The organism is Methylobacterium sp. 142-1Y (assembly GCF_057747795.1).
The window spans coordinates 1,783,581-1,796,070 of sequence record NZ_CM173224.1 but is presented as its reverse complement, the minus strand read 5'-3'; the positions used below and the strand labels follow the sequence as shown (position 1 = coordinate 1,796,070).

The window sequence follows — 12,490 nt, the reverse complement described above, 5'->3', positions numbered from 1 at the left end:
GTGCTAGAGCGTGTTATGAACTGTTTACGATGCGTCCAAGCTTGCTGAGCATGTCGCAGACGAAGGCGATCATGTAGATGCCTGCCAACGTGGTGGCATAGCGCTCGTAGTCCTTGACCAGCCGGCGGCAGCGCGTCGCCCAGGCCAGCGAGCGCTCCACCACCCACCGGCGTGGCAGCAGCACGAAGCCGCGCTTGGCCTCGGGCGCCTTGACTACCTCCAACGCGATGCCGTTCGCGTCGGCGGCCTTCGCCGGCTTCTCGCCCGTGTAGCCTTGATCGACGAACGCCGTCTCCACGCTCCCGTCCGTCTCCGCTTGCACCGCACACGTCAGCGCCCCAACCTGGCTGCGGTCGTCCACGTTCGCCGGCGTGACGTGCAGCGCCACCACATGCCCGGGCGTGTCCACCGCCAGGTGCACCTTCGAGCCGCGCTTGCGCTTGGCCCCGTCGTAGCCCGCCCGCTCACCGCTCTCGGGCGAGGAGCGTTGGGTCCGGCTGTCCAGGATCACCGCAGACGGCTCCGGCTCGCGCCCCGCCGCTTCCCGCAACACAGCACGCAGGTCGCCCGCCACCGCGCCAAAGCAATCGGCGGAAAGCCAGCGTTGGGTCTGCTGGTAGACCGCCGCCCACGGCGGCAGGTCGTGGGGCATGAACCGCCACGGCGCACCGGTCTTCACGATGTAGCGCAGCCCGTTGAACACCTCGCGCAACTCGTGGTCGCGTTGACCCGAGTCCTCGCGCAGCAGCGCCAGATAGGGGGCAACCAGCGCCCATTCTTCATCGGACACGTCGGACGGATAGGCGGGGCGATCAGCACTCATGCCCCTCAACGCTCACGCCACGTCATAGGTTCATAACACGCTCTAGATGTCCTGATCAGAGTCGATGAGCTTGCCGCCGATCGCAAAATCCGCGATGCGCATGCATGGCCACCTGCTTCCGGGACGGGTGGGTGAGCACGGTTCGGCATACTAAGCTGGAGCGCCGACCCGGACTCTCACGCTGGCCGGCGACGCCGATTCGTGTGATCGCCCGCCCCACCGATGGCGGTCCCCGCCCTGACCCGCACCCCCATGACCCTCGCCCCATGACCCTCTCGCCATGACCGGCGCCATCCTGCTGGCCCTCTTGCCGGTCGTCCTCCTCACCGCCCTCGGCCTCACCTTGCGCCGCCGCCAATTCCTGGCCGAGAGCTTCTGGCCGCAGGCCGAGCGGCTCGGCTACTTCGTGCTGCTGCCGAGCCTGTTCTTCCACAGCCTCGCCACCGCGCGTGTCGAGGCGGTGCCGGTCGGCGCGCTCGCCCTGACGCTGATCCTCTCGACCGTGATCGTGGCAGGCCTCCTCCTCGCCCTGCGGCCGCTGCTCCGCGTCGACGGGCCGGCCTTCACCTCGGTGTTCCAGGGCAGCGTGCGCTTCAACAACTATGTCGGCGTGACGCTCGCCGCCGGGCTGTTCGGGACGCAGGGGATCGCGCTCGCAGCGATCTGCAACGCGGCGATCGTGCCGACGGTCAACATCCTGTGCGTGCTGGTCTTCGCCCGGCATGGCGCGGCGCGGCTGACGCCGCGGGGCATCGCCCGGCAGCTCGCGACCAACCCGCTGATCGTGTCGTCCCTCGGCGGGATGGCGTTTCAGCTCCTCGGCTGGGGCATTCCCGTCGGCCTCGAGCCGGCGATGCGCACCCTCGGCGCCGCCTCGCTGCCGATCGGCCTGCTCTGCGTCGGGGCGGCGCTCGATTTCTCGGGTGCGCGGACCTGGCTCGGTCCGGTGGCCGCCGCCTCAGCGATGAAATTCCTCGCGATGCCGGCCGCGACCGTGCTGGTGGCGACGGGCCTCGGACTGCACGGGCCGGCGCTCACCACGGCCCTGCTGTTCCAGGTCCTGCCCACCGCCTCCTCGGCCTACATCCTGGCGCGCCAGCTCGGCGGCGACGCGCCGCTGATGGCCGGCATCACGGCAGTGCAGACCGTGCTGGCGCTGGTTGCGATGCCGCTGGTGCTGATCGGTCTCTCGGCAGTCGGGGTCGTGCCGGCCTTTTAGGCCGGCACCCCCGCCCGCGGCGCCTCGCGGGTGGCAAGGTTGCGCTTGACCGCATCCTGCACCTTCTCGAAAGCCCGCACCTCGATCTGCCGCACCCGCTCGCGGGAAACGCCGAACTCGCTGGACAGATCTTCCAGCGTGATCGGGTCGTCGGCCAGCCGCCTTGCCTCGAAGATGCGGCGCTCGCGCGGGTTGAGCACGCCGAGCGCGTCCTTCAGGGCGGCGAGGCGGTTCTGCCCCTCCTGCTCGCGGGCGAGCACGGTCTCCTGGGTCGGGCTGTCGTCGACGAGCCAGTCCTGCCATTCGCCCTCGCCTTCCTCGCGCAAGGGCGAGTTGAGCGACGCATCGCCGCCGAGACGGCGGTTCATGTCGATCACGTCCTGCTCGGGCACGCCGAGGCGGGTGGCGATCTGCTTGACTTGGTCGGGGCGCAGGTCGCCCTCGTCGAGGGCGGAGATGCGACCCTTGGCCTTGCGCAGGTTGAAGAACAGCTTCTTCTGGTTCGCGGTCGTGCCCATCTTCACGAGCGACCACGAGCGCAGGATGTATTCTTGAATCGCCGCCTTAATCCACCACATCGCGTAGGTGGCGAGGCGGAAGCCCTTGTCGGGGTCGAAGCGCTTGACGGCCTGCATCAGGCCGACATTGCCCTCGGACACCACCTCGCCGATCGGCAGGCCATAGCCGCGATAGCCCATGGCGATCTTGGCCACGAGCCGCAGGTGGGAGGTCACGAGCTTGTGGGCGGCGTCACGATCGCCGTGTTCGCGCCAGCTCTTGGCCAGCATGTATTCCTGCGTCGGCTCCAGCATCGGAAACCGACGGATCTCGTCGAGGTAGCGCGACAGGCCCCCTTCGTTGGCGAGCACGGGAAGTGCAGCAGCCATTCCAACCTCCTGAAAGCTCCCCGCGAAGACATGGGCGAGCGCGAACGACCTCCCGTTGGCCGGTCGTTCGATCTGCCATCATAGCAGAGAGCGGTCCGGCCCGGTAGCGACGGGTGTCGCCACCAACGCGTGAAGGGACGTTTTGTGCTGCCGTGGCGGTTCGCCGCGTGCGGTGCCGCACTGCCCTAGAGTGAGCCGACCTCGGCCCCCTCGTCAATGAGACGTGCGGGGTGGGCGCCGTCATCCCGGCGCGGGGCCCGTTTAGGGCGTCAGCGCTGCGATCAGCCGGGCCATGTCGGGCGGTGGCTGGCTCTCGAACCGCAGCGACTCTCCGGTGCGGGGATGGCGAAAGCCGAGGAGCGCGGCGTGCAGGGCCTGCCGGCCGAGGGCGTCGAGGGCCTGGCGCGCCTCGGGGTCGAGGCGGTTCGCCTTGGTGCGAAAGGCCGCGCCGTAGACCGTGTCCCCGAGCAGGGGGTGGCCGCGATGCGCGAGATGCACGCGGATCTGGTGGGTGCGCCCGGTCTCGAGCCGGCAGCGCACCAGGCCGACCGGCTCCTGCATCCCGAGCATGGCTTCGATGCGGTAATGGGTGATCGCGTGGCGGCCGCGTCCCTCGCGCACCACCGCGATCTTCTCGCGATTGCGCTCCGAGCGGGCGAGCGCCGCATCGATCGTGCCGGAGGCGGGGTCGGGGTAGCCCCAGACCAGCGCCAGATAGGCCCGCTCGAGAGGCCCGGTGCGGCCGTGATCGGCGAATTGCGCCGAGAGGTCCTGGTGGGCGAGGTCGGTCTTGGCCACCACCATCAGGCCGGTCGTGTCCTTGTCGAGGCGATGCACGATGCCGGGCCGCGCGACCCCGCCGATGCCCGACAGGCTCGCCCCGCAATGGGCCAGCAGCGCGTTGACGAGCGTGCCGCTGTCGTTGCCCGCCCCCGGATGCACCACGAGCCCCGCCGGCTTGTCGATCACGATCAGGTCGTCGTCCTCGTAGACCACCGCGAGGTCGCGGGCCTCCGGCTCCGGCTCGGCCGGGCGCGGCGGCGGCACCGTCACGGCGACGCGCCGGCCGGGCGCGACCTTGGCGGAGGGATCGCCGATGGGCGCGTCCTCCAGGGTCACCTGGCCTTCGCGGATCAGCGCCTGCAGGCGGCTGCGCGACAGATCCGGCCACAGCCGCGCCAGCGCCCGGTCCAGCCGCTCGCTCCCCTCGCCCGACGGGATCACGCCCTCCCGCAGCTCCGCCTCGCTCAAACCGTCTCTCCTGCCGTCCCGTCTCTTTCGCCTCGTGCGAAAACCGAGCCGGAATACGATTTCGGGCTTGTGCCCGTCCAGGCCCGTGGCTATACAGCCGCCATCCCGCCCGGCAAGCTCCCATCGTCTAGCGGTCTAGGACGTCGCCCTCTCACGGCGAAAACAGGGGTTCGAGTCCCCTTGGGAGCGCCAGGGCCGGAGATTTCTTCGAGATATCTGGCGCTACGCTGATTGATTGGCCGGCAGAAGCTCGAACTCTGCTTCCTTCGCGTAGCATGATCCGTAAAGGCCGATCGAGGTGCCGAAGGCGACCTCGATGTCGCCCTGAACGGGACCGTTACAGGTTAGCCATTCGGATCGGCTCGGAGTGACGGGCAGGCGCCGGATCGTCAGCTCCGAGATGATGGACCCCGCGTCGCCCGTCAGCCTCAGACCGGTGACGCGACGCAGATGGATCACCACCTGCGCGTGCCGGTCGAGGATGAAATAGCCCCCCTCTTCGGTCTGGTCCGTCATCCGGAACGCCCTGAGCGTGAGCGATGCGTTGCCGGCGGCGATGGCGACGCCGTCCAGCGTGGCGTCGTGAAAGCTCGGGCAGAACCCGAACCAGTCGATCACCGCCTGTCCACCCGGGAGGGTCGCGAAGAGCGCCTTGTCGGTGGGGTACCACGCGCGATCGTCGTCCATGCCTGTTGCGACTCCGTCGCCTCGGATAGATTCGGAAGCTCGCAGCCTGTTTGAGCAACTGCGCCAATCGATCTGCGCACACGCGGACATCTCACCATGTCATCCCAGGGCTCGTCGAAGACGAGAACCCGGGATCCATAACCGCCGAGGTGACCATAAAGAGCGATAGGCGTTCCGCCGCGTCCTGTACCGTCGGCGTTTATCGATCCCGGGTTCCGCTACGCGGCCCCGGGATGACGCGGAGGCTTTGGATTGCGTCAGTCAGCTCGACAAGACGTCAATGCCCGTGCCCGTGCTCCGGCAGCGTCAGCCCGAAATGGCTCACCAGGTCCTGCACCTGCGCCGGGGTCAGGTGGCGCGGGTTGAGGTTGCGCAGGAGCAGGTAGAGCTTGGCGGTCTCCTCCAGTTCCTCGGTGGCGAAGACCGCGGCTTCCAGATTGTCGCCGGCCACCACCGGACCGTGATTGGCGAGCAGCACCGAGGAATACTGCCCGGCGAGCCCCCGGATCGCATCCGCCACCGCCGGGTCGCCGGGACGGAAATACGGCACGAGCGCCACCGCGCCGGCCCGCATCAGGCTGTAGGGGGTGAGCGGCGGCAGCACGGCACGGGGGTCGATCTCCGGCAGCATCGAGACCGCGACGGCGTGGGTGGAGTGCAGATGCACGATCGCCCGCGCCGAGGCCCGGCTGTCGTAGAGGGCGCCGTGGAGCGGGATCTCCTTGGTCGGTGTGTCGCCCGACAGGAGCCGCCCGTCACGATCGAGACGGGAGATCCGGGCCGGGTCGAGGAAGCCCAGCGAGGCATTGGTCGGCGTCACCAGCCAGCCGCCGTCGTCGAGCCGCAGCGAGATGTTGCCCGACGAGCCCGGCGTCAGGCCGCGCTCGAACAGCGAGCGGCCGAAGCGGCAGATCGCCTCGCGCAAGGCCGATTCGCTCGCACTCGATACATCCGTCACGCCGTCGCTCCCTCGATCAGCTCGAAGCCGAGATCCACCACCGTCGACGGCCCCCCCGCGCAGAGGAGCCGCGCCGCCGTGGCGCCGGCCTCGACCCGCGGAGTGCGGATGGTGGCGAGCGGCTGCGGCATCAACCGGCCGACATCGAGGCCGTTATAGCCGAACAGGGCCAGCCGCTCCGGCACCGCGAGGCCGCGGGCGAGGCAGTGGAAATAGCCGCCGAGCGCCATGTCGTCGTTCGAGAAATACGCCGCGTCGAGGTCCGGCACCCGGGCGAGCAGGGCTTCCAGCCCGTGCCGCCCGGCCTCGACCGAGGATGGGCTTGCCACCCGCTCCTCGCCGGCGAGCACCAGCCCGACCTCCGTAAGGCCCTCGCGGAACCCCGCGTAGCGCTTGGCGGCGCGCCTGTCCTTGGTGAGGTCGTGGCCGATATAGCCGATGCGGCGGTAGCCGCGGCCGGCGAGATGGCGGGCGCTCGCCGCGCCAGCGGCGCGGTTGGAATAGCCGACCACGATGTCGAGCCCCGGCCCGTCGATGTCGAGGAGCTCGGCCACCCGCACGCCGCTGGCGACGAGGCGGCGCCGCGTGCCCGGATTGTGCTCGAGCCCGGTGACGATCAGCCCGGCCGGGCGCCAGCTGAGCAGCGAGCCGACCACCGCCTCCTCCCGGTCCTGGTCGTAATCGGTGACGGCGATGACCGACTGGAAGCCCTCCTGGTCGAGGGCCGCGGTCGCGCCGCGCAGAAGGTCGGGGAAGACGATGTTGGTGAGCGACGGGATGACGATGCCGATCAGCCGCGAGCCGGTGGAAGCCAGCGTGCCGGCGATGCGGTTCGGCACGTAGCCGAGGCGCGCCACCGCCTCCTCGACCCGGGCCCGGGTCTTCTCCGAGAACGAGCCGTGGCTGCGCAGAACGCGCGACACCGTGCTCTCGCCGACCCGCGCCTCGCGGGCGACGTCCGCGAGCGTGATCGGGCGCCGGGCACCGTCGTGCAGATCCTCGTCCCCGGCCGCGAAGGCCTCGTTGCCCCCCTCGTCCATCCGCCCTCCCATCCCCACCCGGCACCTTGTCACGGACGCTCGGGAGCGCCACGATGTCATGGTTCCCCGGCCGGCTCAATGGATCCATGATCCCGATTGGCAGCGCTGCCAATTCGATGCTAGGGCGGGGACGACGGCGCGGCAGCAGATCGCGCGAGGTTCGGGCCGGTCACGGCCCGCAGGGAGGATACGCATGAGCGACACACCCGCCCGCGTCGCGGTGATCGGCCTCGGCTCGATGGGCTACGGCATGGCGCAGGCCCTGCGCCGGGCCGGCCTCGACGTCGCCGGCAGCGACGTGATGCCCGACAACGTGGCGCGCTTCGTCGCCGAGGGCGGCCGCGGCGCGACGAGCCCGGCGGAGGCCGCGGCCGAGGCGGGAATCGTGGTTTGCGTCGTCGTCAACGCGGCCCAGACCGAGGCGGTGCTGTTCGGGCCGGACGGCGTCGCCGCGGCGATGCCGGAGGGCGCGGTGTTCGTTTCCTGCGCCACCATGGACCCGGAGATCGCCCGCCGCCTCGCGGCGAAGCTCGAGGCCACCGGCCGCCACTATCTCGACGCGCCGATCAGCGGCGGCGCCCAGCGCGCCGCGCAAGGCGAGCTGACGATCCTGGCTTCGGGCAGCCAGGCCGCCTTCGCGCGGGCCAGGCCCGCCCTCGACGCCATGGCGGCCAAGCTCTATGCGCTCGGCGACGCCGCCGGTCAGGGCGCGGCCTTCAAGATGATCAACCAGCTCTTGGCCGGCGTGCACATCGCCGCGGCGAGCGAGGCGATGGCGTTTGCCGCCCGTCAGGGCCTCGACCTCAGGCGCGTCTACGAGGTCATCACGGCGTCGGCCGGCAATTCCTGGATGTTCGAGAACCGGATGCCGCACGTGCTCGACGGCGATTACGCGCCGCGCAGCGCCGTCGACATCTTCGTCAAGGACTTGGGCATCGTGCAGGACATGGCGCGGGCCCAGAAATTCCCGGTCCCGGTGGCGGCGGCCGCCCTCCAGATGTTCCTGATGGCCGCCGGCGCCGGCATGGGCCGCGACGACGACGCCTCGGTGGCGCGGATCTACGCCCAGGTGACCGGAACGGCGTTGCCCGGTGGGGCGGGCTGACGCGAGCCGATTTCGATCGACCGAACCGACACCCTCCTGGTCATTCCGGGGCCGCGGCAGCGGAGCCCGGAATCCGGAAACGCCAATGTTTCAGGACGAGCCTGCTGGCGTTCCGCCTCATCCTGCACGTCCGGCGGTTCTGGGTCCCGGGATCCGCTTCGCGGCTCCGGGATGACACGGAGGGTCAAGCAACCGGGCGCGACCGATCGACGTGCCGCAACTCGGGCCGAGGCACCGACGCCCCCAGCCCGCTCAAGGGAGGACCTTCATGCCGCGCTTTGCCGCGAACCTGACCCTGATGTTCACCGAAGTCCCCTTCCTCGACCGGTTCTCCGAAGCCGCGGCGGCCGGGTTCGAGGCGGTCGAGTTCCTGTTTCCCTACGACCACCCGCCCGAGGCGATCGGCGAGCGGTTGCGGGCGCACGGCCTGACCCAGGCTCTGTTCAACCTGCCCCCGGGTGACTGGGCGGCCGGTGAGCGCGGTCTCGCGGCGCTGCCTGAGCGGTTCGAGGAGCTGAAGAGCGGCGTCGAGACGGCGCTGAGTTACGCCCGCGCGACGAGGGTGAAGCGCCTGCATCTGATGGCCGGCATGGCCGACCGGACCGACCCCGAGGCGCAAGCCTCCTACCGCCGGGCCGTCATCTGGACGGCGGAGCGCCTGGAGGCGGAAGGCCTCGACCTCGTCCTCGAGCCGATCAACGCCCGCAACATGCCGGGCTACTTCCTCAACGATTTCGATTACGCCGCCGACCTGATCCGCGACTTGGGCCTGCCGAACCTGAAGCTGCAATTCGACCTCTACCACTGCCAGATCCTGCACGGCGACGTGACGACGCGGCTGCGGGAGCTGATGCCGATGATCGGCCACGTCCAGACCGCGAGCGTGCCGGAGCGGCACGAGCCCGGCAGCGGCGAGATCAACGACGCCGCCCTGTTCGCCGAGCTCGACCGGCTCGGCTATGACGGTTTCATCGGCTGCGAGTACAACCCGCGGGCCGGCACGCGCGAGGGCTTGAGCTGGTTCGCGCCGTACAAGGGAGCACGCGCATCATGACCCTGGCGCTGGGCTGCATCGCCGACGACTATACCGGCGCCTCCGACCTCGCCAACACCCTGACCAAGGCGGGCCTGCGCACGGTCCAGACCATCGGGGTGCCGGCGGAGGATCTCGCGCTGCCCGAGGTCGATGCCGTGGTGGTCTCGCTCAAGAGCCGGTCGATCCCCGCCGACGAGGCGGTGGCGCGCTCGCGCGAGGCCGCCGCGTGGCTGAACGCAAGGGGCGCCGGCCACCTGATGTTCAAGGTCTGCTCGACCTTCGATTCGACCGATGCCGGCAATATCGGTCCGGTCACCGATGCGCTGCGTGCGGATGCCGGCGAGGCGATCGCGCTGGTCACCCCGGCCTTCCCGGAGACGGCGCGCACGGTCTATCTCGGTCACCTCTTCGTCGGCGCCGTGCCGCTCGCCGAAAGCCCGCTCAAGGACCATCCCCTCAACCCGATGCGGGATTCGAACCTCGTGCGGGTGCTGGCGCGCCAGAGCCGGGCGGGGGTCGGGCTGATCGACCTCGCCACGGTGGCGCAGGGAGCGCAGGCCGTGGGCGCGCGCCTCGATGCGCTGGCCCGCGAGGGCAAGGGCGCGGCCATCGCCGATGCGGTGCTCGACCGCGATCTCGCGGTGCTGGGCGCCGGGGCGCTGACCCGCACGATCTCGACCGGCGCCTCGGGCCTCGGCCTCGGCCTCGCCCGCGCGCTCGTGGCGGCGGGCCGGGTCGCTCCCGCGGCCGCGGACACCGACCTCGGCGGCCCGATCGGCGGCCCGGCGGCCTGCCTTGCCGGCAGCTGCTCGCAGGCCACCCTCGGGCAGATCGCCCGGGCCGAGGCCGCGATGCCGGTACGCCGCCTCGATCCGGCGCGGCTGCTCGCCGGCGAGGACGAAGCCGGCGCTGCCCTGGCCTGGGCGATGGAACGGATCGGCGACGGTCCGGTGCTGATCGCCAGCAGCGCCGGCCCGGAGGACGTGGCCGCGGTCCAGGCCCGCTACGGCCGCGACGCCGCCGGCCATGCCATCGAGGCCGCGATGGCGCGGATCGCCGAAGGGCTGGTGGCCCAGGGGGTTCGCCGCCTGGTGGTGGCGGGCGGCGAGACCTCCGGCGCCGTGGTCGACCGCCTCGGGCTGCCGGCCTTCCGCGTCGGTCCCGAGATCGCCGCCGGCGTGCCGGTCCTGCGCACCACCGACCGGGACATGTGGCTCGCGCTCAAGTCGGGCAATTTCGGCGGGCCGGACTTCTTCGCCGACGCGCTCCGGCTGATGCCGTAAGGGACCGATCACGCATTCCGGGGCCGCACCGCCGGATCGCGTCCGGCTTCCCCGGAATGTCGTCGGGCGATCGGCACGATCACGTCGCCGAGGTCCAGCGAACCCGCAGCCAGACCGTTCTTCCGGCGCTTGAGTGAGTGATGGCGTTGGTGGGCCCGGTAGGACTCGAACCTACAACCAGACCGTTATGAGCGGTCGGCTCTAACCATTGAGCTACAGGCCCCGGCTCCCGTCCGCCAGTGACGGGAGACCGGATTCGTAGGTATCCGGCGGGGGCGGCGTCGGCAAGCCCCTCGGCGCGGTGGCCGTGCCCCGCACCGGGAAACCATCGTTGCCCCCAAGCCTTCCTTGACGGACGATGCGGCAGCACCGGTCCGCGGCCGCGTCCGTGGCGCCTCCCTTACAGGTAGCTCGTCAGCGTCAGCTTCGAGAGCATCGAGGTCGCCTGGTAGCTCGCCTGCAACTGCGTCTGCAGGGTGAGGAGCTTGGCCGCCGCCTCCTCGGTCGTGACCGATTCGACGCCGTCGACCGTCTTCTGCAGCACCGCCTTGGTGGCGGTGTTCTGGCTCTTCTGGGTGGCGATCTGGGCCGAGGCGAGGCTCAGCTCCGAGCCGATGCCCTCGACCGAGGGCTGTCCGTCGCCGGGCTTGAACAGGGTCTGGAGCCGGCCCGAATAGGCGTCGAAGCGGCGGCCGTCGGCGTCGGTGTCGTCGAAGGACGTGGTGGCGAGGACGGCGAGCCCGCTCAGCGTCGCGCGGAACGGCGCCTCGTTGGCCTGGACGCCGATCGCCACGGACTGGTCGCGGGAAACCGGCACGGTCGCGGTCCCGCGCGGGTCGGCGGAGGTGTCGTCGCCCTTGTACCAGATCAGGGTGCGCCCGCTCGGATCGGCGACGTAGGCCGTGGCGTTGCCGGCCGCGTCCAGCGCGACCCGGCGCGGGCTCAGGCCCGGGGAGGACGAGCCGGCGAAGAAGTCGCTCGCCGCCCGCGTCGCGGAACTCGCCGCGAGGTCGGTCCCGGCGGTGGTGTCGAGCGCCGTCGCCAGCGCCGCCTGGAGGTTGGCGGCGGTGTCGGCCGGGCTCGCGCCGATCGCGAAGGTGCCGGCGGCCTTGTTGTCGGCCGCGGCCTTCAGGCTCAGCGTCTTGCTGGTGCCGTCGCGAAGACCCACCGTGATCTGCACGCTGTCGCCGGCCTGGAGCCCGGCTCCCACCGTCACGGTCGCAGAGGCCGGATTGCCGCCCGACAGGGTCGCCGTCGCGCCGGGCGGGCTCGCGCTCTGCACGCCGGTGACGGTCCTGCCCGCGAGCGCCGCGGTGAGGTTCTGCGCGCTCGCCGCCGCGTCGGCGCCGATCGCGAAGGTACCCTCCCCGCCTCCACCCGCCGTCCGGGCGGTGAGGTCGACGAAGGCCTCGCTGCCGTCCGTGTTGCGGACGCTCACCCGCACGATGTCGCCGTCCTTCGGCTGGCTGGCGAAGGACAGGGTGGCGCTCGCGGGCGCCCCCGGCTGGAACGCGACCGAGAGGCCGGCCGGATTCGAGCTGACGGCGCCGGCGATGGTGAAGCCGAAATTCGTCCGCACGCCGAGGGATTGGCTCTCCGACAGGCTCACGCTCGCGCCCGAGCCCGAGAGGTCGAGCCGCCCGGTCTTCGGCGAACCGGTGCCCAGATCGGCGGCCTGGCGCTCGGTGATGAGGGTGCGCACGCCGTCGAGGCCGGCGGCGGGGTCGCCGTCGAGGATCCGGGCGGCGCTCTCCACCGGGGCCCGGTCGGTGACCCGACCGCCCATGATGTACTGGCCGCCGGTGCTCTGGTTGAGGGCGTCGAGGGTGCCGCCGAGCTGGCCCGCCGCGATCTGCTGCATCGTCGAGCGGGCGGTGGTGCCGGTGCCGGTCCGGGCGCTGACGAGGCTGCTCCAGGTATTCGAGCCCAGGGTCGCGATCTGCTGCACGCTCGCCGAGGCGAGCGAGACCCGGGTCGCGCCGGTGCCCGCCGCCGCGATGTAGCTGTCGAGCGCGCTGATCTGGGCATGCGCCGCGAGGCTCTGGGTGCGCCCGCTGCCGAGGCCGCCATAGGTGTCGGCCGTGCGGCCGCTGCCGATCTGGTTCGAGATCGTGCCGAGCGACGCCTTCATGGCGACGAGGCGCTGGGTGTTGAGGTCGGCGGCGGCGGTGCCGGCCGCGAAGGGGGCGATCGTCATCGCG

The 12,490-nt window shown here is 71.0% G+C and carries 11 protein-coding genes and 2 tRNA genes; 5 read left to right on the top strand and 8 right to left on the bottom strand.

Going from position 1 to position 12,490, the window contains the following annotated elements; all coding sequences use genetic code 11:
• Positions 1–13: 13 nt before the first annotated feature.
• Positions 14–823: an IS5 family transposase gene (locus AC3AOF_RS08260; protein WP_488348196.1), complete on the bottom strand. Its 810-nt coding sequence runs from the start codon at positions 821–823 to the stop codon at positions 14–16.
• Positions 824–1,103: 280 nt separating this feature from the next.
• Here AC3AOF_RS08260 and AC3AOF_RS08255 point away from each other — a divergent pair, with 280 nt between their 5' ends.
• Positions 1,104–2,042, top strand: coding sequence for an AEC family transporter (locus tag AC3AOF_RS08255; RefSeq protein WP_236991179.1), 939 nt, complete (start codon positions 1,104–1,106; stop codon positions 2,040–2,042).
• On the opposite strand, the gene rpoH is transcribed toward AC3AOF_RS08255, so the two are convergent.
• Together rpoH and AC3AOF_RS08245 are read right to left on the bottom strand one after the other, a co-directional pair.
• A complete protein-coding gene (gene rpoH, locus AC3AOF_RS08250) occupies positions 2,039–2,929 on the bottom strand; it encodes an RNA polymerase sigma factor RpoH (protein WP_236991180.1) in 891 nt (296 codons plus the stop codon). The two genes, AC3AOF_RS08255 and rpoH, sit on opposite strands and share 4 nt — an antisense overlap.
• Positions 2,930–3,190: 261 nt before the next feature.
• Complete coding sequence (locus tag AC3AOF_RS08245) at positions 3,191–4,180, bottom strand: RluA family pseudouridine synthase (RefSeq protein ID WP_488348195.1); 990 nt, start codon at positions 4,178–4,180, stop codon at positions 3,191–3,193.
• Between the two features lie 116 nt (positions 4,181–4,296).
• Here AC3AOF_RS08245 and AC3AOF_RS08240 point away from each other — a divergent pair.
• Positions 4,297–4,372 (top strand) — tRNA-Glu (locus AC3AOF_RS08240).
• A gap of 30 nt (positions 4,373–4,402) precedes the next feature.
• Here the strand turns inward: AC3AOF_RS08240 and AC3AOF_RS08235 are convergent.
• From AC3AOF_RS08235 to AC3AOF_RS08225, 3 genes are all read right to left on the bottom strand, one after another.
• The gene (locus AC3AOF_RS08235) at positions 4,403–4,867 is read right to left on the bottom strand and encodes a hypothetical protein (protein ID WP_488348194.1); all 465 of its coding nucleotides are present in this window, start codon (positions 4,865–4,867) and stop codon (positions 4,403–4,405) included.
• Between the two features lie 277 nt (positions 4,868–5,144).
• The gene (gene otnC, locus AC3AOF_RS08230) at positions 5,145–5,825 is read right to left on the bottom strand and encodes a 3-oxo-tetronate 4-phosphate decarboxylase (protein ID WP_236991183.1); all 681 of its coding nucleotides are present in this window, start codon (positions 5,823–5,825) and stop codon (positions 5,145–5,147) included.
• On the bottom strand, positions 5,822–6,865 hold the full coding sequence (locus tag AC3AOF_RS08225) for a LacI family DNA-binding transcriptional regulator (protein ID WP_236991184.1): 1,044 nt from the start codon (positions 6,863–6,865) through the stop codon (positions 5,822–5,824). Before AC3AOF_RS08225 ends, otnC begins: the two co-directional genes overlap by 4 nt.
• Before the next feature lie 193 nt (positions 6,866–7,058).
• Here AC3AOF_RS08225 and ltnD point away from each other — a divergent pair, with 193 nt between their 5' ends.
• The 3 genes from ltnD to otnK all read left to right on the top strand — a co-directional run bounded on the left by ltnD (position 7,059) and on the right by otnK (position 10,289).
• The gene (gene ltnD, locus AC3AOF_RS08220) at positions 7,059–7,970 is read left to right on the top strand and encodes an L-threonate dehydrogenase (protein WP_488348193.1); all 912 of its coding nucleotides are present in this window, start codon (positions 7,059–7,061) and stop codon (positions 7,968–7,970) included.
• Positions 7,971–8,238: 268 nt separating this feature from the next.
• The gene (otnI, locus tag AC3AOF_RS08215; protein ID WP_488348192.1) at positions 8,239–9,024 is read left to right on the top strand and encodes a 2-oxo-tetronate isomerase; all 786 of its coding nucleotides are present in this window, start codon (positions 8,239–8,241) and stop codon (positions 9,022–9,024) included.
• Positions 9,021–10,289, top strand: coding sequence for a 3-oxo-tetronate kinase (otnK, locus tag AC3AOF_RS08210; RefSeq protein ID WP_488348191.1), 1,269 nt, complete (start codon positions 9,021–9,023; stop codon positions 10,287–10,289). Before otnI ends, otnK begins: the two co-directional genes overlap by 4 nt.
• A 147-nt stretch (positions 10,290–10,436) precedes the next feature.
• Here the strand turns inward: otnK and AC3AOF_RS08205 are convergent.
• Both AC3AOF_RS08205 and AC3AOF_RS08200 read right to left on the bottom strand, forming a co-directional pair.
• Positions 10,437–10,512: transfer RNA gene (locus AC3AOF_RS08205), tRNA-Ile, on the bottom strand.
• 177 nt (positions 10,513–10,689) lie between these two features.
• On the bottom strand, positions 10,690–12,486 hold the full coding sequence (locus AC3AOF_RS08200; protein ID WP_488348190.1) for a flagellin family protein: 1,797 nt from the start codon (positions 12,484–12,486) through the stop codon (positions 10,690–10,692).
• Positions 12,487–12,490: the final 4 nt, after the last annotated feature.